The sequence below is a fragment of the Pseudomonas sp. CFBP13528 genome (assembly GCF_005233615.1).
Taxonomy (GTDB): domain Bacteria; phylum Pseudomonadota; class Gammaproteobacteria; order Pseudomonadales; family Pseudomonadaceae; genus Aquipseudomonas; species Aquipseudomonas fluorescens_AM.
The window spans coordinates 256,780-281,127 of record NZ_QGAJ01000003.1; the positions used below are offsets into that span (position 1 = coordinate 256,780).

Genomic DNA, 24,348 nt, shown 5'->3' on the forward strand with positions numbered 1-24,348 from the left:
GGGCTTCGGTGTTAAAGAGGGGATTCTCGGCCTGCCTGTACCAAGGTCCCCGAAACTGGGTAGTACCAGGGTTATTGCAGGGGGCGTGCCAGAGTTTGCAATTAGCCCCATAAAAGCTTGCAAGAAAGCGCAAAGCCCCGGAATCCGGGGCTTTGGTGGTTTCAGCTTTCAAGAATTTTTTAGCGATAGCGATCTTTCAGGTCTCAAGTCAGTGCCCAATGCCGGTTCATGGTGCATTGAAGCAGTGCACAACCCTCAAATCTTGTGAAGATCCAAATGTGGGAGGGGGCTTGCCCCCGATAGCGGTGCATCAGCCAGCCTATCTGTAGCTGACCCACCGCCATCGGGGGCAAGCCCCCTCCCACATTGGATTTTCAGTGGCTCAGAGAGCGATGATCAGGCGTCGTCGCTGTCGTCGTCATCCCCGCCATCCACCTTCATCCCCAGTTCCTTGATCTTGCGCGTGAGGGTGTTACGCCCCCAACCCAGCAGCACGGCGGCATCGCGACGGCGGCCGGCGGTGTGCTTGAGCGCGGTCTCGATCATGATCCGCTCGAACGCCGGTACAGCGCTGTCGAGCAGGTTCGACTGGCCGCGTGCCAGGGCCTGGTCGGCCCATTGACGCAGCGCCTGTTCCCAGTTGGTCACGGGGGCCGAGTCCTGCGGCAGGCTCAGCAGCTCCGGCGGCAGGTCGCTGATGTGCACTTCGCGCCCGGACGCCATCACCGTGATCCAGCGGCAGGTGTTCTCCAGCTGGCGTACGTTACCGGGCCATGGCAGGTGCTTGAGGTATTCCTCGGTCTCGCTTTTGAGCAGCTTCGGCTCCACGGCCAGTTCCTGGGCGGCGCGGCTGAGGAAGTGGCGGGCGAGGGTGGGGATGTCTTCGCGGCGGTCCGACATGCGCGGGATATGGATGCGGATCACGTTGAGGCGGTGGAACAAGTCCTCACGGAATTTGCCGGCGTGCACCAGGGTTTCCAGGTTCTGGTGCGTGGCTGCGATGATGCGTACATCCACCTTGACCGGCGTGTGGCCGCCCACCCGATAGAACTCGCCGTCCGCCAGCACCCGCAGCAGGCGGGTCTGGGTATCGGCCGGCATGTCGCCGATTTCGTCGAGGAACAAGGTGCCGCCGTCGGCCTGTTCAAAGCGCCCACGGCGCAGGTTGGCCGCGCCGGTGAACGCACCTTTTTCATGGCCGAACAGCTCGGACTCCATCAAGTCCTTCGGGATAGCGGCCATGTTCAGCGCAATGAACGGCGAGGCTGCCCGAGGGCTGTGACGGTGCAGGGCGTGGGCCACCAGTTCTTTACCGGTACCCGATTCGCCGTTGATCAGCACGGTGATGTTGGAATGGCTCAAGCGCCCGATGGCACGAAACACTTCCTGCATCGCCGGCGCTTCGCCGATGATCTCCGGGGTGCGGGTCAGGGCCGGCGGGGCTTCCTGGTTCTGTTGCTCCTGGGCGTGCTGGTTGGCGCGCTTGACCAGCGCCACCGCCTCATCCACATCGAACGGCTTGGGCAGGTACTCAAAGGCGCCGCCCTGGTAGGACGCAACGGCGCTGTCCAGGTCCGAGTGCGCCGTCATGATGATCACTGGCAGGCGCGGGTGCTGTTCGCGAATGCGCGCCAGCAAGTCCAGGCCGCTGGCGCCGGGCATGCGGATATCGGAGATGATCACGTCCGGCTGCTGGCGAGCCAGGCGGCTCATCACGCCGTCGGCGCTGTCGAAGCTCTGGGTGGTCATGCCTTCCTGTTGCAAGGCTTTCTCCAGGACCCAGCGGATAGAACGGTCGTCATCGACGATCCAGACAGTTTCACTACGGCTCATGTCGTGGGGGCTCCTTGTTCCAATGGCAGGAAGATCGAGAACGTGGTGTGGCCGGGATGGCTCTCACATTCGATCAGGCCCTGGTGCTGGCTGATGATGTTCTGGGTAATGGCCAGGCCCAGCCCGGTACCGTCCGGGCGGCCGCTGACCATGGGGAAGAAGATGGTTTCCTGCAGTTCGGCCGGGATGCCCGGGCCGTTGTCGATGATCTCGACCTTGGTCACCAGGCGATGGCGTACGTGGCCAATGGTGAACTGGCGCAGCGCGCGGGTGCGCAGGCTGATACGGCCCAGGCGCAACTCGTTCTGGCTGCTGATGGCCTGCATGGCGTTGCGCACAATGTTGAGCACCGCCTGGATCATTTGCTCGCGGTCGATCAAGACGTCGGGAATGCTCGGGTCGTAGTCGCGCACCAGGGTGATGCAGCCCTGGCTTTCGGCGTCGACCAGTTGGCAGACGCGCTCCAGCACTTCGTGCACGTTGGTCATGGCCAGGGACGGCAGCTTGTTGGAGCCGAGCATGCGGTCCACCAGGTTACGCAGGCGGTCGGCCTCTTCGATGATGACGTTGGTGTAGTCCTTGAGATGCTCCTCCGGCAGCTCGCGGGCCAGCAACTGCGCCGCGCCGCGAATGCCGCCCAGGGGGTTCTTGATCTCATGGGCCAGGCCACGCACCAGCATCTTGCTGGTTTCCTGCTTGGACAGTTGCGCCTCTTCCTTGGTGATGCGCAGCAGGCGGTCGCGAGGGTGCACTTCGAGCAGCAGCAGGGTGGCGCCATTGCTCAGGATCGGCGTCACCGCATAGTCGACGGTCAGCGTCTGCCCGGTCAGGGCGGTGAGCATTGCTTCGCGCTTGGTGAACGGGTGCGCCTGCTCCACGGCCTGGCGCAACGAGCTCAAGGCTTCGGCCGACTCGGTGAACAATTCGCTGATGAACTGCCCATGGCTGCGCTGGCCACTGATCGCCAGGAGCATCTCCGCCGCGGGGTTCATGTACTCAAGGCGCAAGTCGGCGTTGAGCAGGATGGTCGCGGTGGTCAGGTTGTCGAGTAACAAACGGTGCAGTGCATCGCTGATGGTCATCGGGACCTCTTTTGGAGCAAGGCGCAGGCTTGAGGCACACGCTGATACAAGGAAAATGCAAAAAACAAACCAAGGCTCCGAAAAGAAGCGTTAAACCCATGAAATAGGGGATTGAGGCGCGAAACTGTGGCGTTCTGCCAGTCTGCTCGGGAAGAATCGAACCAAAATGGGCTGTGGCTGCAGTAGGGGTGCAACCTGTCGCACCAATATAGTGCGACTTGGGGCAGGCTGTCAGGGATGGATGCGATCCAAATGTGGGAGGGGGCTTGCCCCCGATAGCAGGGTGTCAGTCAGCCTATCCATCAACTGAACCACTGCCATCGGGGGCAAGCCCCCTCCCACACTTTTAATTGGGTTTACAGGGCTAGCCTTTGTATATGCACAACTCGGCGGTGGCGCGGATCATCGCCAGTTGGCGCAGCGGGTCATTCAGTGGCTCATGCACCGCCTCGGCGAGCCACTGCGGGCATTGCGAGTCGGTACGCTGCGGGGTGAAGTCGGCCAGTTGTTGCAGCAGGCGTTTTTGCAGTTCATCCAGCTGCGGGCGAATCTGTTTGACCAGGTCAGGGCGCGGATCGTCGGGGGCCTTGCCCTGGAACTGCCAGTCGGACAGGTGGGTGTATTGCACCAGTTTGTTTGCCTCGATCTGCGCTGAGAAAAACTGCTCGGCCGCGGCGGGCTCAAGCTTGTAGCTCGGGGCTTGGGCGATGACGCTGGCGATCACTTCCTGCTCGCGCTTTTTGTCTTCCACAGGCTTGTGGCTGTCCCATTTGCTCAGGGCGACCTGGTCGGCAATCTCCAGGCGCTCGGCGATGCTGTTGAGCAAGGGTTCGAGCGTCGGCGGCGCAGCGCTGGCGGTGACGCTGACAAGCATCAAGGCAAATACGAATCGACATTTCAAAGGAGGTCCCCCTGTAGGAGCGAGCTTGCTCGCGAAGGTCGCTAACGATAACGCGTAAATGTTGAAGAAATGCGGTGTCTTGGAGTTTTTCGCGAGCAAGCTCGCTTCTACAGTGGTCTGGGCACCTCGGTGGTCGGCAAAATGCTCGACCGCAACGCCACGCCACGCCCCGGCCGGCTAACGCCAGGCAAAAAAAAGACCTCCCGCAGGAGGTCTTTTTCATCACGCCACCTTAAGCAGCGCTACCGGATCAGCAGCTGTAGTACAGCTCGTATTCCAGTGGGTGTACGAAGGTGCGAACCTTGATTTCTTCTTCGCTTTTGAGCTCGATGTAGGCATCGATGAAGTCGTCGCTGAATACGCCGCCCTTGGTCAGGAACGCACGGCCCTTGTCCAGCTCTTCCAGGGCTTCTTTCAGGCTGCCGCACACTTGTGGGATCTCTTTGGCCTCTTCAGGCGGCAGGTCATACAAGTTTTTATCGGCGGCGTCGCCAGGGTGGATCTTGTTCTGGATACCGTCCAGGCCAGCCATGACCAGCGCAGCGAAGGCCAGGTACGGGTTGGCTGCCGGGTCCGGGAAGCGGGCTTCGATACGGCGAGCACGCGGGCTGGACACGTAAGGAATACGGATCGAGGCGGAACGGTTACGGGCCGAGTAAGCCAGCATGACCGGCGCTTCGAAACCTGGCACCAGACGCTTGTAGGAGTTGGTCGACGGGTTGGTGAAGCCGTTCAGGGCCTTACCGTGCTTGATGATGCCGCCGATGAAGTACAGGGCGGTGTCGGACAGGCCGGCATAACCTTCGCCAGCGAAGGTGTTCTTGCCTTCTTTAGCGATGGACAGGTGAACGTGCATACCCGAACCGTTATCGCCGTACAGCGGCTTGGGCATGAAGGTAGCAGTACGGCCGTAGGCATCCGCCACGTTGTGTACGCAGTACTTCAGGGTCTGGACTTCGTCAGCCTTGGCGACCAGGGTGTTGAACTTCACACCGATTTCGTTCTGGCCGGCAGTCGCCACTTCGTGGTGGTGAACTTCGATGACCAGGCCCATCTCTTCCATGGCGTTGCACATGGAGGTACGGATTTCGTGGTCGTGGTCGAATGGCGGAACCGGGAAGTAGCCACCTTTGATACCTGGACGGTGGCCTTTGTTGCCGCCTTCGATGTCCTGGTCGGACATCCACGAGCCTTGTTCGGAGAAGATTTTGAACATGGAACCGGAGATGTCGGACTTGAACTTGACCGAATCGAAGATGAAGAATTCAGGCTCCGGGCCCACGAATACGGTGTCGCCGATACCGGTCGACTTCAGGTATTCCTCGGCACGCTTGGCGATCGCACGTGGGTCGCGGTCGTAGCCTTGCATGGTCGAAGGCTCGATCACGTCGCAGACGATGATCAGGGTTGGGTCTTCGGTGAACGGGTCGAGGACGGCAGTGCTGTCGTCCGGCATCAGGATCATGTCGGAGGCTTCGATGCCTTTCCAGCCAGCGATGGAGGAACCGTCGAACATCTTGCCTTCTTCGAAGAAAGCATCATCCAGCGCGTCGCGAGCCGGCATGGTCACGTGGTGCTGAGTACCTTTGGTGTCCGTGAAGCGCAGATCAATCCATTTAACGTCATGATCTTTGATGAGTTGAACCGACTTCGACATGGTGTCCTCCGGGTGGCTTCGGGCTTGGTAGTGGAGTTAGCCCTTAGAATTTGGGTGATGCCGGCGCGGATACTCCGCCAAGGCAACCTGCCTCACAAGAGAGCAAATTGCATGCCAGTGCGCCAACATGGTCTTTTTGCTTCAAAATGGCCCCTATAACGGTGCAAACGGCCAATGGGCGATAAATAGCGCACCGCAATGTAGCGTTATTTGGCGAAAATGACCTGTTTTGGTGCGCTGCACATGCGATGCATATTAACTGGTTAAACCTTGAGCGATTTCCGCTATAATCCGCGCCCCCCTTTTTCAGCAGGCCCGGCGCGCGCTGTTTCCATGAAATTAATCGTTAAAGTCTTCCCCGAGATCACCATCAAGAGCCGACCGGTACGGATGCGTTTCATCCGTCAGTTGGCCAAGAACATCCGTGCCGTGCTCCGCGATCTGGACCCGGCTGTGGTGGTGAACGGCGTGTGGGACAATCTCGAGCTGGAAACCCGCCTGACCGACGCCAAAGCCTTGAAGGACATGACCGAGCGCCTGAGCTGCATGCCGGGTATCGCGCATTTCCTGCAAGTGGACGAGTACCCGCTGGGCGACTTCGACGACATCACCGAGAAGTGCAAGCTGCACTTTGGTGGTGAGCTTGCCGGCAAGATTTTTTCGGTGCGTTGCAAGCGCGCCGGCAAGCATCCGTTCAGCTCCATGGATGTGGAGAAATACGTCGGCAGCAAGCTGCGTCGCGAATGCGGCGCCGCCGGAATTTCCCTCAAAGCGCCGCAAATCGAAGTGCGCATGGAAATTCGCGACCAACGGTTGTTTGTGATCCACAGCCAGCACGACAGCATCGGCGGCTACCCGCTGGGCGCCCTGGAACAGACCCTGGTGTTGATGTCCGGCGGTTTCGATTCCACGGTCGCGGCCTACCAGATCATGCGGCGCGGCCTGATGAGCCACTTCTGCTTCTTCAACCTGGGCGGTCGTGCACACGAATTGGGCGTGATGGAAGTGGCGCACTTTATCTGGAAGAAGTACGGCAGCTCCCAACGCGTGCTATTTGTAAGCGTGCCGTTCGAGGAAGTGCTGGGCGAAATTCTCGGCAAAGTCGATAACAGTCATATGGGCGTGGTATTGAAGCGTATGATGTTGCGCGCTGCGTCCCGGATCGCCGACCAGTTGCAGATCGATGCGCTGGTGACCGGTGAGGCGATCTCCCAAGTGTCCAGCCAGACGTTGCCGAACCTGTCGTTGATCGACTGCGTGACCGAGAAGCTGGTGCTGCGCCCGCTGATCGCCAGCCACAAGCAGGACATCATCGACCAGGCAGAAGAAATCGGCACCGCCGACTTTGCCAAGCATATGCCCGAGTATTGCGGGGTCATTTCGGTGAACCCCAAGACCCACGCCAAGCGCAACCGCGTGGAGTATGAAGAACAACAGTTCGACATGGCGATTCTGGAGCGTGCGCTCGAGAACGCCAAACTGGTCCCGATCGATCGCGTCATCGACGAGCTGGGCCAGGATGTGCAGATCGAAGAAGTCAGCGAAGCCCTGGCCGGCCAGATCATCGTCGACATCCGTCACCCGGATGCCGCCGAAGACGAGCCGCTGGAGATTCCTGGCATCGACGTACAAACGCTGCCGTTTTATGCATTGAACGCGCGTTTCAAGGAACTGGATGACAGCCGTCAGTACCTGCTGTATTGCGACAAAGGCGTGATGAGTCGCCTGCATGCCCACCATTTGCTCAGTGAGGGACATGCCAATGTGCGCGTTTATCGACCGAGCTAAGAGCCCGGGGCTGTTTGCCTGTGGCCTGCGTCACCGGCCCCCCGACTCTGCCGTCAAGCTGTAACGGCAAGGCCTGACTCTACTGTTAATCGCTGCCACGACCTGTCAGCACACCGAATCCTCTGATCGAGATACACAAGTGATCGAAAATCTACGTAACATCGCCATCATTGCTCACGTTGACCATGGTAAAACCACCCTGGTAGACAAACTCCTGCGTCAATCCGGCACCCTGGAGCGCAACGAGCTCAACGACGAGCGCGTGATGGACTCCAACGACCAGGAAAAAGAGCGCGGTATTACCATCCTGGCGAAAAACACCGCCATCAACTGGAACGGCTACCACATCAACATCGTGGACACCCCGGGCCACGCCGACTTCGGCGGCGAAGTTGAACGCGTAATGTCGATGGTCGACTCCGTTCTGCTGCTGGTTGACGCTCAAGACGGCCCTATGCCGCAAACCCGTTTCGTGACCAAGAAGGCGTTCGAAGCCGGCCTGCGTCCGATCGTGTGCATCAACAAGGTTGACCGTCCAGGCGCGCGTCCGGACTGGGTTCTGGACCAGATCTTCGACCTGTTCGACAACCTCGGCGCTACCGAAGAGCAACTGGATTTCCAGGTTATCTACGCCTCGGCCCTGAACGGCATTGCCGGTCTGGAACACACCGCCATGGCTGAAGACATGACCCCGCTGTACCAGGCCATCGTTGACCACGTTCCACCACCGAAGGTTGACCGTGACGGTCCGTTCCAGATGCAAATCTCGGCACTGGACTACAACAGCTTCCTGGGTGTTATCGGCGTTGGTCGTATCGCGCGTGGCAGCGTCAAGCCGAACACCCCGGTTGTTGCCATCGGCGCCGACGGCAAGAAGCGCAACGGTCGCATCCTGAAGCTGATGGGTCACCACGGCCTGCACCGTATCGACGTTGAAGAAGCCTTCGCCGGCGACATCGTGTGCGTCAGCGGTATGGACTCGCTGTTCATCTCCGACACCCTGTGCCAGCCGGACACCGTCGAGGCGATGAAGCCTCTGACCGTCGACGAGCCAACCGTTTCCATGACCTTCCAGGTAAACGACTCGCCGTTCTGCGGTAAGGAAGGCAAGTTCGTGACCTCCCGTAACATCAAGGAGCGTCTGGACAAAGAGCTGCTGTACAACGTTGCCCTGCGCGTTGAAGAAGGCGACTCGGCCGACAAGTTCAAGGTCTCCGGCCGTGGTGAGCTGCACCTCTCGGTACTGATCGAAACCATGCGTCGCGAAGGCTTCGAAATGGGTGTTGGTCGTCCGGAAGTGATCATCCGTCAGGTTGACGGCGTGAAGCAGGAACCGTTCGAAAACGTCACCATCGACACCCCTGAAGAATCCCAGGGCAAGGTCATGGAAGAGATGGGCCTGCGTAAGGGCGACCTGACCAACATGGTGCCGGATGGCAAAGGCCGTGTACGTCTGGAATACAACATCCCTGCGCGTGGTCTGATCGGTTTCCGTAACCAGTTCCTGACCCTGACCAACGGTGCTGGCATCCTGACCTCGATCTTCGATCGCTACGACACCATGAAGTCCGGCGACATGTCCGGTCGTCAGAACGGTGTTCTGGTATCGGTAGAAACCGGCAAGGCGCTGACCTACTCCCTGGAAACTCTCCAGGCGCGTGGCAAGCTGTTCGTTGAACACGGTCAAGAGATCTACAACGGTCAGATCGTTGGTCTGAACAGCCGTGACAACGACATGGGCGTCAACCCAACCAAAGGCAAGAAGCTCGACAACATGCGTGCTTCGGGTAAAGACGAAACCATCGCTCTGGTTCCACCTGTTCGCTTCACCCTGGAACAGGCCCTGGAATTCATCCAGGACGACGAGCTGTGTGAAGTCACGCCTAAGTCGATCCGCCTGCGTAAGAAGATCCTGGACGAAGGCGAGCGTACTCGCGCTGCCAAGAAAGCCAAGAACTGAGTTAACTCAGGCTGAATGAAAAACGCCCCCGGTCGAAAGGCCGGGGGCGTTTTTTTATGCCTGCTGTTTGTGTGGTGGCTGTGCCGGCCCTATCGGGGGCAAGCCCCCTCCCACACTTGAATGTGTTCACAGATCAAAATGTGGGAGGGGGCTTGCCCCCGATGAGGCCCTCAAGAGCGCCACAAAACCCGGCTCAGAACTTATCGAGAGTCTTGAAATTGGTCTCGCGCACCACTTCCTTGGGCTTGTACGCGCAATACCCCGGCCGTGGCCCGATCTTGGGGTGATTGCGGCAGGTATCCGGGCGCTTGTCATAAATAGTGCAGAAGCGCGTCTTACGATCCAGGTACAGGCAATCATTGTTGCTCATGCGCTGCAGGGTAAAAATCTCGGATTTGTTGTTGTAGCGCTCGACGATGCCTTCCTTCTGCAAACGCTTGGCGATGTTCTTCGGTGGGTCGCCGCGCTCGAACTCATCGACGATGCCGATGCGGATCAGGTCCTTGATCTTCACTTCGACCGGCAGCGTGCAGCAGCTGGACACGCAGCCCCCGCACATGTGGGCGGAATATTTCTGCCAGGTCTCGAGACGGTCGAGTTCCGCGGCGGCGATCAGTTGAGGCTTCATCGGGGTTCCAAAAGGTGGGGCTGTATCCGGGCGCGCGATCATACCGGGATTGGTGGTTTTTTGAACAATCTTTTCAGGGTTTCTGCGCGAACGGCGATCGGGCACGACCTCTGCATCAAATTCACGCAACCGTGAATGAGTTAAAAAACTGACGAACCAGAGCGTCTACCGTCTGTCAGACCGTCTAGGCTCTAGCAACTCCTTCTATCTCGCCCGAGGTCGCAATTGATGTCTCAGGAACCACTTGCACGAGAAGCAGAGGTCGCCGCATTTCGCGATGCCGTCTTGACCAAACTCACCTACGCGGTGGGCAAGGACCCGGACCACGCCTTCGACCATGACTGGTTCGAGGCCATTGCCCTGGCCGCGCGCGACCAGATGGTCGATCACTGGATGGACCATACGCGGCGCATCTACCGCAAAGGCCAGAAGCGGGTCTATTACCTCTCACTGGAATTTCTTATCGGCCGCTTGCTCTACGACAGCCTGAGCAACCTTGGCGTGTTGGAGATCGCTCGCGAAGCCCTGTCCGAGCTCGGCGTCGACCTTGAGCGCATCCGCCTGCTCGAACCCGATGCGGCGCTTGGCAACGGTGGCCTGGGCCGCCTGGCGGCGTGCTTCATGGAAAGTATGTCGACCCTGGGCATTGCCGGTCACGGTTATGGCATTCGTTACGAGCACGGCTTGTTCCGCCAGGCGATTGTCGATGGCTGGCAGCAGGAGCAGACCGAACGCTGGCTGGATTTCGGCAACCCGTGGGAGTTCGAGCGCGCCGAAGTGATCTACCCGATCGGTTTCGGCGGCAGCGTGGAAACCCTGGCGGACGCGTCCGGCAAGATGATTCAGGTGTGGTCGCCCAGCGAAACCGTACGTGCGGTGGCCTATGACACCCCGGTAGTCGGCTGGCGTGGCGCCAGCGTCAACACGCTGCGCCTGTGGCGTGCCCGCGCGGTGGAAGACCTGCACCTGGAGCGCTTCAACGCCGGTGACCACTTGGGCGCCGTTGCCGAGGTGGCCCGCGCCGAAAGCATCTCCCGCGTACTTTACCCGGCCGACAGCACCGAAGCGGGGCAGGAACTGCGCCTGCGCCAGGAATACTTCTTCGTTTCCGCCTCGTTGCAAGACTTGCTGCGCCGCCACAAGAACATGCACGGCTCGGTGCTGAGCCTGGGCGAACACGCCGCCATCCAGCTCAACGACACCCACCCGTCCATCGCCGTGGCCGAGTTGATGCGCCAATTAGTTGACCTGCACGACATCCCCTGGGAGGCCGCGTGGGACGTCACCGTCGAAACGCTTTCCTACACCAACCACACCTTGCTGCCCGAGGCGTTGGAAACCTGGCCTGTCGGCTTGATGGAACGCATGCTGCCGCGGCACATGCAGATTATCTACCTGATCAACGCCCAGCACATCGACTCGCTGCGCGCCAAGGGGGTTCATGACTTCGACGTGCTGCGCGCGGTGTCATTGATCGAAGAAGACAACGGCCGTCGCGTGCGCATGGGCAACCTGGCATTCCTCGGTTCCCACAGCGTCAACGGCGTGTCCGGACTGCACACCCAGCTGATGCGCAGCACGGTGTTTTCCGAACTGCATAAGCTCTACCCGGAGCGCATCAACAACAAAACCAACGGCATCACCTTCCGTCGCTGGCTGTACCAGGCCAACCCCCAGCTCACCAATATGTTGGTAGGCGCGCTGGGCCCGGACATTCTCGACACCATGGAAACGCGCCTGGGCGAGCTGGAAACCTTCGCCGAGAAACAGACCTTCCGCAAAGCCTTTGCCGACCAACGTCTGCACAGCAAGCGGGCGCTGGCCGACATCATCCATGAGCGCCTGGGCATTTCGGTGAACCCGGCGGCGATGTTCGACGTGCAGGTCAAAAGGATCCACGAGTACAAGCGCCAGCTGCTCAATCTGCTGCACACCGTGGCGCTGTATCAGGCGATCCGCGCCGAGCCGGAAGTCGATTGGGTGCCGCGGGTGAAAATCTTTGCCGGCAAGGCGGCGGCGAGTTATCACCAGGCCAAGCTGATCATCAAGCTGACCAACGACATCGCCCGCACCGTCAACAACGACCCAACCGTGCGCGGCTTGCTCAAGGTGGTGTTCCTGCCCAACTACAACGTCAGCCTGGCAGAAAGCATCATTCCGGCGGCGGATCTGTCGGAGCAGATTTCCACCGCCGGTTTCGAGGCGTCGGGTACCAGTAACATGAAGTTCGGCCTCAACGGCGCGCTGACCATCGGCACCATGGACGGCGCCAACGTGGAGATGCACGAGCGCGTGGGCGCCGAGCACATGTTTATCTTCGGTCTCAGTGCCCAGCAGGTAGAAGCGCGCAAGCATGCCGGTGAGTTCAATGCCGGGCCGGAAATTGCGGCGTCCCATCGCTTGAATGATGTGCTGCAAGCAATCCGTGGCGGGGTGTTCTCACCAGACGATCCGGGTCGGTATGTGGGCTTGATCGACGGGCTGATCGACTACGACCGCTTCCTGGTGTGTGCCGACTTCGACTCTTACTGGGACGCCCAGGCGCGGGTCGAGGCGCATTGGCACGACTCCAAGGCCTGGTGGCGCTCGGCGGTGTTGAACACGGCGCGGATGGGCTGGTTCAGCTCGGACCGTACCATCCGCGAATACGCCACCGAAATTTGGAAAGCCCTCGACTAACCACCGCAGTACAACATGTGGGAGGGGGCTTGCGCCCGATTGCGCAGTGTCAGTTTACAGAGGTGTCGACTGGCACACCGCTATCGGGGGCAAGCCCCCTCCCACATTGGGTTCTGCATATATGCAGCGTGACACGTCGCGTGATTGGAGATAGCCGTTGCGCCAAGCCGTGAACTCTCTTGGCGTTAAATCCTCTGATTAGAGGAAATACGCCCCGACTCGCGTTAAACTGCGCGGGTTTTAAGCCCCCCCCATTCTCCGGAGCCTTCCATGTCCCGCGTTACCTTGAGTCGCTATTTGATCGAGCAGACCCGCAGCAACAACACGCCTGCCGATCTGCGCTTCCTTATCGAAGTGGTGGCGCGTGCCTGTAAGGAAATCAGCCACGCCGTGTCCAAAGGCGCACTGGGTGGTGTCCTGGGCAGCATGGGCACTGAAAACGTGCAGGGCGAAGTGCAGAAGAAGCTCGACGTCATCTCCAACGAAATCCTGCTCGAAGCCAACGAATGGGGCGGTCACCTGGCCGGCATGGCGTCCGAAGAAATGGACAATGCCTATCAGATCCCGGGTAAATACCCGAAAGGCGCGTACCTGCTGGTATTCGACCCACTGGACGGCTCGTCCAACATCGACATCAACGCTCCCGTCGGCACCATCTTCTCGGTACTGCGTTGCCCGAACGAATACCTGAGCCAGAACGAAGCCCTGAACGAAAAGGCCTTCCTGCAGCCCGGCACCGAGCAGGTCGCCGCCGGTTACGCCATCTACGGCCCACAGACCATGCTGGTCCTGACCCTGGGCGATGGCGTCAAGGGGTTCACCCTGGACCGCGAAATGGGCAGCTTCGTACTCACCCATGAAGACATCTCGATTCCTGCCTCCACCCAGGAATTCGCGATCAACATGTCCAACCAGCGTCACTGGGAAGAGCCGGTGAAACGCTATGTCAACGAATTGATGGAAGGCGAAGAAGGCCCGTTGAAGAAAAACTTCAACATGCGCTGGGTCGCGGCCATGGTGGCCGATGTGCACCGCATCCTGACGCGTGGCGGCCTGTTCATGTACCCACGTGACAGCCGCGAGCCGTCCAAGCCGGGCAAGCTGCGCCTGATGTACGAAGCCAACCCGATGTCGTTCCTGGTTGAGCAGGCGGGCGGTGCGTCCACTGACGGCCACCAGCGCATCCTCGATATCCAGCCCGAAGGCCTGCACCAGCGGGTGGCGGTTTTCCTGGGTTCGAAGGAAGAAGTCGAGCGTGTGACGGCTTATCACAAGTAGGAGCGAGCTTGCTCGCGAAAAGCTGACAGACAACGCGGATATCCAGACAGCCCGCGTCATCATTAACGTTCTTCGCGAGCAAGATCACTCCTACCCTGAGCCCCGAAACGTTTCAGCGTTTTCGGGGCTTTTTTGTTTTCGCTCGTCGGGAACCAGACACCTCTTTTCCCTTCTAAGCTTCTGGCAGATACCCCAGCTGCTTTGTCTCTCCAGGAGCTTTTCCATGTCTTTACGCCGTCTCGCCCTGCTGGCTTTTTGCGTGCTGCTAGCCGCTTGCAGCAAGGTCAACCAAGAAAATTACCAGAAGCTGTCGGCTGGCATGGCCAAGGCCGAGGTGGAGTCGTTGCTGGGCAAGCCGACCGATTGTTCCGGCGCACTGGGCATGTCCAGCTGCACCTGGGGCGATAAAAACAGCTTTATCAGCGTGCAGTATGCCGGTGACAAGGTTCTGATGTTTTCCGGGCAAGGCCTGAAGTAAACCGGGGCGCGAGCCTGCGGGAGAAGAAGAATGATGCGTTTTGTTGTGTTCCTTTGCGCCAGCCTGTTTTTGGCGGGCTGTGCCAGCCATTCTGGCGATGATCTGCAACCCAAGACCGCGAGTCACGTCAACCTCAAGCGTTACCAGGGCACCTGGTATGAGCTGGCCCGCTTGCCGATGTATTTCCAGCGCAACTGTGCGCAGTCCGAAGCGCGCTACACCTTGCTGCCCGATGGCGACATGTCGGTGTTCAACCGCTGCCTGACGCCTGAATGGACATGGCAGGAAGCCAAAGGCACGGCCACGCCGCAGGTGCCGGGCAAGACCGACAAGCTCTGGGTGGAATTCGACAACTGGTTTACCTCGTTACTGCCCGGCGTCGCCAAGGGCGATTACTGGGTGCTGTATGTCAGCGATGACTACAAGACCGCCATTGTCGGCAGCCCGAGCCGGCGATATATGTGGATCCTGTCGCGTACGCCGACGGTAAGCGCCGAAACCCGTGAAGACCTGCTGAGCAGGGCGCGGCAGCAGGGGTATGACACTACGCGGTTGATCTGGCGTACGTCGGACAAGCAGATGGCGAAGACGTCGCAGTAACCCGGAATCACACAAATCAAAATGTGGGAGGGGGCTTGCCCCCGATAGCGATGTGTCAGTATCAGATGAGCTGGCTGACACACAGCAATCGGGGGCAAGCCCCCTCCCACATTTGTTATGTGTCGCTTGTCAGCTCAACAAATCCCTCAAGACCTGAGTGAACGCCCGGCTGCTGTCTTCTTCGCCAGCATGATGCCCATCGCGCACCACCCACCGGCCGTTGACCAGTACATCGCGCACTTGCCGATCACCACCGGCAAACAGCCAGCGATTGAGAATCCCGTCCTCACTGGCCGTGGCCAGGTACGGATCGTTACCGTCCAGCACGATCCAGTCCGCACGCTTGCCCACTTCCAGGCGGCCAATCGGCTGCCCCAGCGCTTGTGCACCACCGTCCAGTGCCGCATCGAACAGCGTGCGGCCCACCATCGGCTGGTTGTCGCGATACAGACGGTTGCGCCGCTGATCGCGCAAACGTTGGCCGTATTCCAGCCAACGCAATTCTTCCACCACGCTCAGTGACACATGGCTGTCGGAGCCGATACCCATGCGCCCACCCTGGGCGAGGAAATCCACGGCCGGGAAAATCCCATCGCCCAGGTTGGCTTCGGTGGTCAGGCACAATCCGGCAATCGCCTGACTCCTGGCCATACGCGTCACTTCGTCGGGGTCGGCGTGCGTGGCATGCACCAGGCACCAGCGTTCATTCACGTCGACATGGTCATACAGCCACTGCAATGGGCGTTTGCCGCTCCAGGCCAGGCAGTCGTCGACTTCCTTCTGCTGTTCGGCAATGTGGATGTGCACTGGACAAGCCTTGTCGCTGGCGGCCAGCACTTGCTTGATCTGCTCGGGCGTAACTGCCCGCAGGGAGTGGAAACACAGGCCCAGCTGCTGCGCTGGTTGTGCAGCGAGTATCGGCTGCAAGCGCGCCTGCAAATCCAGGTAGTGTTCGGTGCTGTTGATAAACCGGCGCTGCCCGTCGTTGGGGGCCTGGCCACCGAACCCCGAATGCGTATAAAGCACCGGCAGCAGCGTCAAGCCGATCCCGCTGCTGGCGGCTGCCTGGCTGATCTGGCGCGACAGCTCTGTGCGGTCGGCATAGGGCTGGCCGCTGACGTCGTGGTGTACATAGTGAAACTCGGCCACCGAGGTGTAGCCGGCCTTGAGCATTTCGATGTACAGCTGGCGGGCGATGACCTGCAACTGGTCCGGGCTGATTTTGCCGACCATGCGGTACATCAGGTCGCGCCAGGTCCAGAAACTGTCGTTCGGGTTGCCTGCCACTTCGGCCAGGCCCGCCATGGCGCGCTGGAAGGCGTGGGAATGCAGGTTCGGCATGCCGGCCAGTACCGGGCCCCTCAGCCGCTCGGCGCCGTCTGCCGTGGCATTGGCCTCTACCTTCGTCAGCCGGCCATCGGCGCCGGTTTCAAGACGTACATCATTGGCCCATCCATCAGGCAGCAGCGCGCGTTCGGCAAAAAATGCGGACATGATCAAGTCACCCCGGTCGTGTGTTTATTTGTATATACATATACAGACGTTTGCCTGCTCGGTAAACTCCGGCAATCTATGCATCTTTTCCTCCTGCAAGGATTCCCTGTGCCGACTCCGCCCGCCAACTCCTCGCTGGCTGCCCACATGGACGAAAGTCCGGCGCCCTTGTATGCCCGCGTCAAACAGATGATCAGCCAGCAGATCCTCAGCGGCAACTGGCCGCCCCATTATCGCGTGCCGTCGGAGAGCGAGCTGGTCAGCCAACTGGGCTTCAGCCGCATGACCATCAACCGCGCGTTGCGCGAGCTGACGGCCGAAGGGTTGCTGGTGCGCATGCAGGGTGTGGGTACGTTCGTCGCCGAGCCCAAGAGTCAGTCGGCGCTGTTTGAAGTGCACAACATTGCCGATGAGATCGCCTCCAGGGGCCATCGCCATACGTGCCAAGTCATCACCCTGGGCGAGGAAGCGGCAGGTTCCGAACGTGCCGTCGCTCTGGAAATGCGCGAAGGCGGGCGGGTGTTTCATTCGTTGATCGTGCATTTCGAAAATGACATCCCGGTGCAGATCGAAGACCGTTTCGTCAACGCCCTGGTCGCCCCGGAATACTTGCAGCAGGATTTCACCCAGCAAACGCCCTACGCCTACCTCAATCAGGTCGCACCGCTGACCGAAGGCGAGCACGTGGTTGAAGCGATCCTCGCCGATGCTGCCGAATGCAAGCTGCTGCAGATCGAGCCGAGCGAGCCCTGCCTGTTGATTCGCCGGCGCACCTGGTCCGGCCGCCAGCCGGTCACGGCTGCGCGCTTGATTCACCCCGGTTCCCGCCACAGCCTCGAAGGACGCTTCAGCAAATGAGTTCAGTCAACGTCTGGCGCGCCGCCGACTACGTGCGCATGCCGTGGAAGAACGGCGGCGGCAGTACCGAAGAAATCACCCGCGACGCCGGCACCGGCCTGGATGGTTTCGGCTGGCGCCTGTCGATTGCCGATATTGCCGAGTCAGGCGGTTTCTCCACCTTCGCCGGCTACCAGCGCGTGATTACGGTGATCAAGGGCGCGGGCATGGTGTTGACCGTCGACGGTGAGGAACAGCGTGGTCTGTTACCGCTGCAGCCGTTCGCCTTTGCCGGTGACAGCCAGGTGTCATGCCGCCTGATCACCGGGCCGATTCGCGATTTCAACCTGATCTACTCGCCCGAGCGTTACCATGCGCGCTTGCAGTGGGTGGATGGCGTGCAGCGCTTTTTCAGCACGGCCCGGACGGTGCTGGTGTTCAGCGTGGCGGATGAAGTGACCGTGCTGGGCGAGAAGCTCGGCCATCACGATTGCCTGCAAGTAGACGGTAACACCGGCTTGCTGGATATCTCGGTCAGTGGTCGCTGCTGCCTGATCGAACTGACACAGCGCGGTTAAAAATGTGGGAGGGGGCTTGCCCCCGATAGCGGTGTATCAGCCAACGATTGGGTGGCTGACACTCTGCAATCGGGGGCAAGCCCCCTCCCACATTTGTTTCTGCGGCGTTTCCAGGCTATGCACCAAATTGTTACCGAATGCCCCAGCGTGACGCAAAGCCATGCTGTCGTGACACATTTTCCCCGCCGCAAATTCTTCCGTAAGAAATTTCATCATGCTTGAAAGCCTTGATTTTCAAGGCTCGCACGCATTGTGCAAAAAAATCCAAACCACTCTCCCGAAAAGTTGGCCGCTCGATTGCATATGCTTGTACATACAAGTAAAGATGTGTGCGTAAGAGTCTCCTTCGCACCCTTCAAGTCCGCGCATCGATTGCCGAGGAGTCCTAGCAGTGACCAAGCCTACAAAATACCGTGACGTCGAAATCCGCGCCGCCCGCGGTAACACGCTCACCGCCAAAAGCTGGCTGACCGAAGCGCCGCTGCGCATGTTGATGAACAACCTCGACCCGCAAGTGGCCGAGAACCCCAAGGAACTGGTGGTATACGGCGGTATCGGTCGCGCGGCGCGCAACTGGGAGTGCTACGACCAGATCGTCGAGAGCCTCACCCATCTGAACGATGACGAAACCCTGCTGGTGCAATCCGGTAAGCCGGTCGGCGTGTTCAAGACCCACAGCAACGCCCCGCGCGTGTTGATCGCCAACTCCAACCTGGTGCCGCACTGGGCCAGTTGGGAACACTTCAACGAACTGGATGCCAAGGGCCTGGCCATGTACGGCCAGATGACCGCCGGCAGCTGGATCTATATCGGCAGCCAGGGCATCGTCCAGGGCACCTACGAAACCTTCGTCGAAGCCGGTCGCCAGCATTACGACTCGAATCTCAAGGGCCGTTGGGTGCTCACCGCCGGTCTGGGCGGCATGGGTGGCGCACAACCGCTGGCCGCGACCCTGGCCGGCGCCTGCTCGCTGAACATCGAGTGCCAGCAGGTCAGCATCGATTTCCGCTTGAACAGCCGCTATGTCGACGAGCAAGCCACCGACCTCGACGACGCCCTGGCGCGCATCGCCAAGTACACCCAGGAAGGCAAAGCCATCTCCATCGCCCTGCTGGGCAACGCCGCCGAAATCCTGCCGGAACTGGTCAAGCGTGGCGTGCGCCCGGACATGGTCACCGACCAGACCAGCGCCCACGACCCGCTCAACGGCTACCTGCCGGCCGGCTGGACCTGGGACGAATACCGCGCCCGCGGCAAGACCGAGCCCGCTGCCGTGATCAAGGCCGCCAAGCAGTCGATGGCCGTGCACGTCAAAGCCATGCTTGAGTTCCAGAAGCAGGGCATCCCGACGTTCGACTACGGCAATAACATCCGCCAGATGGCCCAGGAAGAGGGCGTGGAAAACGCCTTCGACTTCCCGGGTTTCGTACCGGCCTACATCCGCCCGCTGTTCTGCCGTGGCATCGGCCCGTTCCGCTGGGCGGCGCTGTCCGGTGACCCGCAGGACATCTACAAGACCGACGCCAAAGTCAAAGAGCTGATCCCCGACGACGCCCACCTGCACAACTGGCTGGACATGGCGCGCGAGCGCATCAGCTTCCAGGGCCTGCCGGCGCGTATCTGCTGGGTGGGCCTGGGCCAGCGCGCCAAGCTGGGCCTGGCCTTCAACGAAATGGTGCGCAGCGGCGAATTGTCGGCACCGGTCGTGATCGGCCGCGACCACCTCGACTCCGGCTCGGTCGCCAGCCCGAACCGCGAAACCGAATCCATGCAGGACGGTTCCGACGCCGTGTCCGACTGGCCGCTGCTCAACGCCTTGCTCAACACCGCCAGTGGCGCGACCTGGGTTTCGTTGCATCACGGCGGCGGCGTCGGCATGGGCTTCTCGCAGCACTCTGGCATGGTGATCGTGTGTGACGGTACCGACGAAGCGGCCGAACGCATTGCGCGCGTGCTGCATAACGACCCGGCGACCGGGGTGATGCGTCACGCGGATGCGGGTTACCAGATCGCTATCGATTGCGCCAAGGAACAGGGCCTGAATCTGCCGATGATCAAGTAACCCATGTGGGAGGGGCGGTGCGACGATTCGACTTGCCCCCGATGGCAATGTATCAGCCAGCAGGTCAGGTGACTGAACCACTGCTATCGGGGGCAAGCCCCCTCCCACATTGGATCGGCGGCAAACCCAAGACAATCCATCAGAGGTTGAACAACATGGCTGCGAACGACACCACCCCGTTGATCGAAAGGCGTTCGATCGACTACATCCCGGAAGCGGAAAGACATGGTCGTCTATTGAGCCAGTTCACCCTGTGGATGGGCGCCAACCTGCAAATCACCGCGATTGTCACCGGGGCCCTGGCCGTGGTGCTGGGCGGTGATGTGTTCTGGTCGTTGATCGGCCTGCTGGTCGGTCAACTGATCGGCGGCGGCGTCATGGCGTTGCATGCGGCGCAAGGGCCCAAGCTTGGTTTGCCGCAGATGATCTCCAGCCGGGTGCAGTTCGGCGTGTATGGCGCGGCCATCCCGATCGTGCTGGTGTGCCTGATGTACCTGGGTTTCACCGCCACCGGCACCGTGCTGTCGGGGCAGGCGCTGGGCCAGTTGTTCGGGGTCAGCGACAGCGTCGGCATCCTGATTTTCGCCAGTGTCATCGTGCTGGTCACGGTGCTCGGTTACCGGGTGATCCATTTCATCGGGCGTGTCGCCAGCGTCATCGGCGTGATTGCCTTTGTCTACCTGTTCAGCCGCCTGATGAGCCAGACCGATGTTGGCGCGCTCCTGCAGATCCGTCACTTCAGCTGGAGCAGTTTTCTGCTGGCCGTGTCGCTCGCGGCTTCCTGGCAGATCGCCTTCGGCCCCTACGTGGCGGACTATTCGCGTTATCTGCCGAGCCAGACGTCATCGGTGAAAACCTTCTTCGCCGCGGGCGCGGGCTCGGTGATGGGTGCACAGGTGGCGATGGTGCTCGGTGTGTTTGCCGCCGCCATGTCCAACGGCCAATTCGCCGGGCATGAAGTGGCCTACATCGTTGGCTTGAGCGGTACGGGGGCCACCGCGGCGTTGCTGTACTTCAGCATCGCGTTCGGCAAGGTCACCATCTCCACGCTCAACTCCTACGGCAGCTTCATGTGCATTGCGACCATCATCAGCGGTTTCCGTGGCCGCCTGGAGGTCACGCGTCTGCAGCGCCTGGTGTTCGTGCTCGTCATCGTCGGTACGGCAACCCTGATCGCATTGCTCGGCCAGCACTCGTTCCTCGGTGCGTTCAAGTCGTTCATCCTGTTCCTGTTGGCGTTCTTCACGCCGTGGAGCGCGATCAACCTGGTGGATTACTACTGCATCACCCGCGAACGCTACGACGTGCCGGCACTGGCCGACCCGAACGGTCGCTACGGTCGCTGGAACCTGTTGGGGATCAGCGTCTATGTGTTCGGCGTGCTGGTGCAGTTGCCGTTCATCTCAACCAAGTTCTACACGGGGCCCCTGGTGGCTGCGCTGGGGGGCGTGGATGTTTCCTGGATCATCGGCCTGGTGCTGCCTGCAGCCGTGTATTACGTGTGTGCGAAAAAATGGCACGGCACGGTGCCCGATCATCTGATCCTGCCGAAAGAGCAGGGCGCTTTACTCACAACAGACGGGCTGGCTGCGCAGGCCTGACGGGACGTGGACAAGGCAGGATGCCTTTTGACTGCCGTAATCCATTTCATGATTGGGAGCGTCACATAATGAAAATGCATAAGACCCTGCTGACCACGTTGCTGTCTGCGGGCTTGCTGGCAAGCGCCGGTGCCCAGGCGGCCGGCTGGTGCGAATCCGGCAAGCCGGTGAAATTCGCCGGGCTGAACTGGGAAAGCGGCATGTTGCTCACCGACATCCTGCAAACCGTGCTGGAGAAAGGCTACGACTGCAAAACCGACAGCCTGCCGGGCAACTCCATCACCATGGAAAACGCCCTGAGCAGTAACGACATCCAGGTGTTTGCCGAGGAGTGGGTGGGCCGCAGCGAAGTCTGGAACAAGGCCGAGAAGGCCGGCAAGGTCGTCGGCGTCGGCGCGCCGGTGGTTGGCGCGGTTGAAGGCTGGTACGTGCCGCGTTATGTGATCGAAGGCGACGCCAAGCGCAAGCTGGAAGCGAAGGCCCCGGACCTGAAGAATATCGCTGACCTGGCCAAATACGCCGCCGTGTTCAAGGACCAGGAAGAACCGTCCAAGGGGCGCTTCTACAACTGCCCGGCCGGCTGGACCTGTGAGCTGGACAACAGCGAAATGCTCAAGAGCTACGGCCTGGAAAGCACCTACACCAACTTCCGCCCAGGCACCGGCCCGGCGCTGGATGCGGCGGTACTGTCGAGCTACAAGCGCGGCGAGCCGATCCTGTTCTACTACTGGTCGCCGACGCCGCTGATGGGCCAGGTGGACCTGGTCAAGCTGGAAGAAAAGCCCGGTGTGGATAAAAGCGTGAGCATCAAGGTCGGCCTGTCCAAGACCTTCCACGAGCAAGCGCCGGAACTGGTGGCCGTGCTGGAAAAGGTCAACCTGCCCATCGACCTGCTGAACCAGAACCTGGGCCGCATGGCCAAGGAACGGATCGAGTCGCCGAAGCTGGCGAAAATTTTCCTCAAGGAACATCCTGAAGTCTGGCACGCCTGGGTGAGCGAAGACGCCGCCAGGAAAATCGACGCGGCCTTGTAGGTAAAGCGTGTCCGGCTACCCTGAGAGGCAGCCGGACGCCTGGCCTCAACCCACTGGATCGAGAGCACGCTATGTTTCCCGAGAGTTTTACGTTTTCCATCGCCGACTGGGTCAACGGTTGGGTGGACTCGCTGGTCACCAACTACGGCGATGTGTTCCGGCACATCTCCGACACCCTGCTGTGGGCCATCGTCAATCTGGAAGGGCTGCTGCGCGCGGCGCCCTGGTGGCTGATGCTGGCCATCGTCGGCGTCATCGCCTGGCATGCCACCCGCAAGGTGGTGACCACGGCCGTGATCGTCGGTTTGTTGTTCCTCGTCGGCGCGGTCGGCCTGTGGGACAAACTGATGCAGACCCTGGCGCTGATGATGGTCGCCACGGTGATCTCGGTGCTGATCGGCATTCCCCTGGGCATCCTTTCCGCGCGCAGCAATCGCTTGCGCTCGGTGCTGATGCCGTTGCTCGACATCATGCAAACCATGCCCAGCTTCGTGTACCTGATCCCGGTGCTGATGTTGTTTGGCCTGGGCAAGGTGCCGGCGATTTTCGCCACGGTCATTTACGCCGCGCCGCCGCTGATCCGCCTGACCGACTTGGGCATTCGCCAGGTCGACGGCGAAGTCATGGAAGCCATCAACGCTTTCGGCGCCAACCGCTGGCAGCAACTGTTCGGCGTGCAACTGCCGTTGGCGCTGCCGAGCATCATGGCGGGTATCAACCAGACCACCATGATGGCGTTGTCGATGGTGGTGATCGCCTCGATGATCGGCGCCCGTGGCTTGGGTGAGGACGTACTCGTCGGCATCCAGACCCTCAACGTCGGGCGAGGCCTGGAAGCCGGTCTGGCGATCGTGATTCTTGCAGTGGTCATCGACCGCATTACCCAGGCCTATGGTCGTCCACGGCATGAGGCGAGCAAATGACTAGCGTCAGCAAAATCGAAGTCAAAAACGTCTTCAAGATCTTCGGCAACCGCTCCAGGGAAGCGCTGGCGCTGATCGGCCAGGGCAAGACCAAGGACCAGGTATTGGCCGAGACCGGCTGCGTGGTCGGCGTGAACGATCTGTCCCTGAGCATCGCTACCGGTGAAATCTTCGTGATCATGGGGCTGTCGGGCTCCGGCAAATCCACGCTGGTGCGTCACTTCAACCGCCTGATCGACCCCACCAGCGGCGCGATCCTGGTGGATGGCGAAGACATCCTGCAGCTGGACATGGAAGCCCTGCGTCAATTCCGTCGCCACAAGATCAGCATGGTGTTCCAGAGCTTCGGCCTGTTGCCCCACAAGAGCGTGCTCGACAACGTCGCCTATGGCCTGAAAGTGCGTGGCGAGACCAAGCAGGTCTGCGCCGAACGCGCCCTGCACTGGATCGAAACCGTGGGCCTCAAAGGCTATGAAAACAAATACCCGCACCAGCTCTCCGGCGGCATGCGTCAACGTGTGGGCCTGGCCCGCGCCTTGGCCGCCGACACCGACATCATCCTGATGGACGAAGCCTTCAGCGCCCTCGACCCGCTGATCCGCGCCGAGATGCAGGACCAGTTGCTCGAGCTGCAAAAGACCCTGCACAAGACCATCGTGTTTATTACCCATGACCTCGACGAGGCCGTGCGTATCGGTAACCGCATTGCGATCCTCAAGGACGGCAAGTTGATTCAGGTCGGCACGCCGCGGGAGATTTTGCACTCGCCGGCGGATGAGTATGTGGACCGGTTTGTTCAGCGGCGGGCGGCGGTGGTCTGATCCGGGTTTGGTGCTGAGGCTGCTGGCCTCATCGGGGGCAAGCCCCCTCCCACACTTGAAAGTATTCACAGATCAAAATGTGGGAGGGGGCTTGCCCCCGATAGGGCCGGTAAG

General features: G+C 60.5%; 19 protein-coding genes. 13 read left to right on the forward strand and 6 right to left on the reverse strand.

What is annotated here, in order from left to right:
- Window positions 1-396: 396 nt before the first annotated feature.
- The 4 genes from ntrC to glnA all read right to left on the reverse strand — a co-directional run bounded on the left by ntrC (window position 397) and on the right by glnA (window position 5,473).
- The gene (gene ntrC, locus PspCFBP13528_RS07860) at window positions 397-1,833 is read right to left on the reverse strand and encodes a nitrogen regulation protein NR(I) (protein WP_065950088.1); all 1,437 of its coding nucleotides are present in this window, start codon (window positions 1,831-1,833) and stop codon (window positions 397-399) included.
- Window positions 1,830-2,915, reverse strand: a complete 1,086-nt coding sequence (gene glnL, locus PspCFBP13528_RS07865) for a nitrogen regulation protein NR(II) (protein WP_057724492.1) — start codon at window positions 2,913-2,915, stop codon at window positions 1,830-1,832. Before glnL ends, ntrC begins: the two co-directional genes overlap by 4 nt.
- Before the next feature lie 364 nt (window positions 2,916-3,279).
- Window positions 3,280-3,816 (reverse strand): chorismate mutase, encoded by a 537-nt coding sequence (locus tag PspCFBP13528_RS07870; protein ID WP_065950089.1) that lies wholly within the window; start codon window positions 3,814-3,816, stop codon window positions 3,280-3,282.
- Window positions 3,817-4,066: 250 nt separating this feature from the next.
- Window positions 4,067-5,473 (reverse strand): glutamate--ammonia ligase, encoded by a 1,407-nt coding sequence (gene glnA, locus PspCFBP13528_RS07875; protein ID WP_034117297.1) that lies wholly within the window; start codon window positions 5,471-5,473, stop codon window positions 4,067-4,069.
- A gap of 333 nt (window positions 5,474-5,806) precedes the next feature.
- Between glnA and thiI the strand changes: the two genes are divergently transcribed.
- Both thiI and typA read left to right on the forward strand, forming a co-directional pair.
- Window positions 5,807-7,261, forward strand: a complete 1,455-nt coding sequence (gene thiI, locus PspCFBP13528_RS07885; protein ID WP_101219835.1) for a tRNA uracil 4-sulfurtransferase ThiI — start codon at window positions 5,807-5,809, stop codon at window positions 7,259-7,261.
- Between the two features lie 139 nt (window positions 7,262-7,400).
- The gene (gene typA, locus PspCFBP13528_RS07890; RefSeq protein WP_034117299.1) at window positions 7,401-9,221 is read left to right on the forward strand and encodes a translational GTPase TypA; all 1,821 of its coding nucleotides are present in this window, start codon (window positions 7,401-7,403) and stop codon (window positions 9,219-9,221) included.
- Between the two features lie 193 nt (window positions 9,222-9,414).
- Here the strand turns inward: typA and PspCFBP13528_RS07895 are convergent, their stop codons facing one another.
- On the reverse strand, window positions 9,415-9,849 hold the full coding sequence (locus PspCFBP13528_RS07895; RefSeq protein WP_003187815.1) for a YkgJ family cysteine cluster protein: 435 nt from the start codon (window positions 9,847-9,849) through the stop codon (window positions 9,415-9,417).
- A 228-nt stretch (window positions 9,850-10,077) separates the two neighbouring features.
- On the opposite strand from PspCFBP13528_RS07895, the gene PspCFBP13528_RS07900 reads away from it, so the two are divergent.
- The 4 genes from PspCFBP13528_RS07900 to PspCFBP13528_RS07915 all read left to right on the forward strand — a co-directional run bounded on the left by PspCFBP13528_RS07900 (window position 10,078) and on the right by PspCFBP13528_RS07915 (window position 14,884).
- Window positions 10,078-12,528 (forward strand): glycogen/starch/alpha-glucan phosphorylase, encoded by a 2,451-nt coding sequence (locus PspCFBP13528_RS07900; RefSeq protein ID WP_065950092.1) that lies wholly within the window; start codon window positions 10,078-10,080, stop codon window positions 12,526-12,528.
- A gap of 270 nt (window positions 12,529-12,798) precedes the next feature.
- The gene (locus tag PspCFBP13528_RS07905; RefSeq protein ID WP_065885744.1) at window positions 12,799-13,806 is read left to right on the forward strand and encodes a class 1 fructose-bisphosphatase; all 1,008 of its coding nucleotides are present in this window, start codon (window positions 12,799-12,801) and stop codon (window positions 13,804-13,806) included.
- Window positions 13,807-14,029: 223 nt separating this feature from the next.
- Window positions 14,030-14,284 carry a lipoprotein gene (locus tag PspCFBP13528_RS07910; protein WP_033897714.1) on the forward strand — a complete coding sequence of 85 codons (255 nt, stop codon included), beginning with the start codon at window positions 14,030-14,032 and terminating at the stop codon, window positions 14,282-14,284.
- A gap of 30 nt (window positions 14,285-14,314) precedes the next feature.
- Entirely contained in the window at window positions 14,315-14,884 is a 570-nt protein-coding gene (locus PspCFBP13528_RS07915; protein ID WP_065950093.1) for a lipocalin family protein, read from the forward strand.
- A 129-nt stretch (window positions 14,885-15,013) separates the two neighbouring features.
- Here PspCFBP13528_RS07915 and PspCFBP13528_RS07920 read toward each other — a convergent pair whose 3' ends face one another.
- The gene (locus tag PspCFBP13528_RS07920; RefSeq protein WP_137199943.1) at window positions 15,014-16,378 is read right to left on the reverse strand and encodes a formimidoylglutamate deiminase; all 1,365 of its coding nucleotides are present in this window, start codon (window positions 16,376-16,378) and stop codon (window positions 15,014-15,016) included.
- Between the two features lie 78 nt (window positions 16,379-16,456).
- Between PspCFBP13528_RS07920 and hutC the strand changes: the two genes are divergently transcribed.
- From hutC to PspCFBP13528_RS07955, 7 genes are all read left to right on the forward strand, one after another.
- On the forward strand, window positions 16,457-17,236 hold the full coding sequence (hutC, locus tag PspCFBP13528_RS07925; RefSeq protein ID WP_178084421.1) for a histidine utilization repressor: 780 nt from the start codon (window positions 16,457-16,459) through the stop codon (window positions 17,234-17,236).
- Window positions 17,233-17,793, forward strand: coding sequence for a HutD family protein (locus PspCFBP13528_RS07930; protein WP_065950096.1), 561 nt, complete (start codon window positions 17,233-17,235; stop codon window positions 17,791-17,793). Before hutC ends, PspCFBP13528_RS07930 begins: the two co-directional genes overlap by 4 nt.
- A 391-nt stretch (window positions 17,794-18,184) precedes the next feature.
- Window positions 18,185-19,855, forward strand: coding sequence for a urocanate hydratase (gene hutU / locus PspCFBP13528_RS07935; protein WP_137199945.1), 1,671 nt, complete (start codon window positions 18,185-18,187; stop codon window positions 19,853-19,855).
- Window positions 19,856-20,010: 155 nt separating this feature from the next.
- On the forward strand, window positions 20,011-21,456 hold the full coding sequence (locus PspCFBP13528_RS07940) for a cytosine permease (RefSeq protein WP_065950099.1): 1,446 nt from the start codon (window positions 20,011-20,013) through the stop codon (window positions 21,454-21,456).
- 68 nt (window positions 21,457-21,524) lie between these two features.
- Entirely contained in the window at window positions 21,525-22,490 is a 966-nt protein-coding gene (locus tag PspCFBP13528_RS07945) for an ABC transporter substrate-binding protein (protein ID WP_065885737.1), read from the forward strand.
- A 71-nt stretch (window positions 22,491-22,561) separates the two neighbouring features.
- Window positions 22,562-23,413 carry a proline/glycine betaine ABC transporter permease gene (locus PspCFBP13528_RS07950; RefSeq protein ID WP_065885736.1) on the forward strand — a complete coding sequence of 284 codons (852 nt, stop codon included), beginning with the start codon at window positions 22,562-22,564 and terminating at the stop codon, window positions 23,411-23,413.
- Window positions 23,410-24,234, forward strand: coding sequence for a glycine betaine/L-proline ABC transporter ATP-binding protein (locus PspCFBP13528_RS07955; protein WP_057724461.1), 825 nt, complete (start codon window positions 23,410-23,412; stop codon window positions 24,232-24,234). The genes PspCFBP13528_RS07950 and PspCFBP13528_RS07955 overlap by 4 nt, the downstream gene beginning before the upstream one ends.
- The last annotated feature ends 114 nt before the right edge of the window (window positions 24,235-24,348 follow it).

Bases quoted from the DNA above. Each gene is read 5' to 3' on its own strand.
- ntrC (WP_065950088.1), bottom strand. From the start codon at position 1,833: ATGAGCCGTAGTGAAACTGTCTGGATCGTCGATGACGACCGTTCTATC.
- glnL (WP_057724492.1), bottom strand. From the start codon at position 2,915: ATGACCATCAGCGATGCACTGCACCGTTTGTTACTCGACAACCTGACC.
- glnA (WP_034117297.1), bottom strand. From the start codon at position 5,473: ATGTCGAAGTCGGTTCAACTCATCAAAGATCATGACGTTAAATGGATT.
- thiI (WP_101219835.1), top strand. From the start codon at position 5,807: ATGAAATTAATCGTTAAAGTCTTCCCCGAGATCACCATCAAGAGCCGA.
- PspCFBP13528_RS07895 (WP_003187815.1), bottom strand. From the start codon at position 9,849: ATGAAGCCTCAACTGATCGCCGCCGCGGAACTCGACCGTCTCGAGACC.
- PspCFBP13528_RS07900 (WP_065950092.1), top strand. From the start codon at position 10,078: ATGTCTCAGGAACCACTTGCACGAGAAGCAGAGGTCGCCGCATTTCGC.
- PspCFBP13528_RS07905 (WP_065885744.1), top strand. From the start codon at position 12,799: ATGTCCCGCGTTACCTTGAGTCGCTATTTGATCGAGCAGACCCGCAGC.
- PspCFBP13528_RS07910 (WP_033897714.1), top strand. From the start codon at position 14,030: ATGTCTTTACGCCGTCTCGCCCTGCTGGCTTTTTGCGTGCTGCTAGCC.
- PspCFBP13528_RS07915 (WP_065950093.1), top strand. From the start codon at position 14,315: ATGATGCGTTTTGTTGTGTTCCTTTGCGCCAGCCTGTTTTTGGCGGGC.
- PspCFBP13528_RS07920 (WP_137199943.1), bottom strand. From the start codon at position 16,378: ATGTCCGCATTTTTTGCCGAACGCGCGCTGCTGCCTGATGGATGGGCC.
- hutC (WP_178084421.1), top strand. From the start codon at position 16,457: ATGCATCTTTTCCTCCTGCAAGGATTCCCTGTGCCGACTCCGCCCGCC.
- PspCFBP13528_RS07930 (WP_065950096.1), top strand. From the start codon at position 17,233: ATGAGTTCAGTCAACGTCTGGCGCGCCGCCGACTACGTGCGCATGCCG.
- PspCFBP13528_RS07940 (WP_065950099.1), top strand. From the start codon at position 20,011: ATGGCTGCGAACGACACCACCCCGTTGATCGAAAGGCGTTCGATCGAC.
- PspCFBP13528_RS07945 (WP_065885737.1), top strand. From the start codon at position 21,525: ATGAAAATGCATAAGACCCTGCTGACCACGTTGCTGTCTGCGGGCTTG.
- PspCFBP13528_RS07950 (WP_065885736.1), top strand. From the start codon at position 22,562: ATGTTTCCCGAGAGTTTTACGTTTTCCATCGCCGACTGGGTCAACGGT.
- PspCFBP13528_RS07955 (WP_057724461.1), top strand. From the start codon at position 23,410: ATGACTAGCGTCAGCAAAATCGAAGTCAAAAACGTCTTCAAGATCTTC.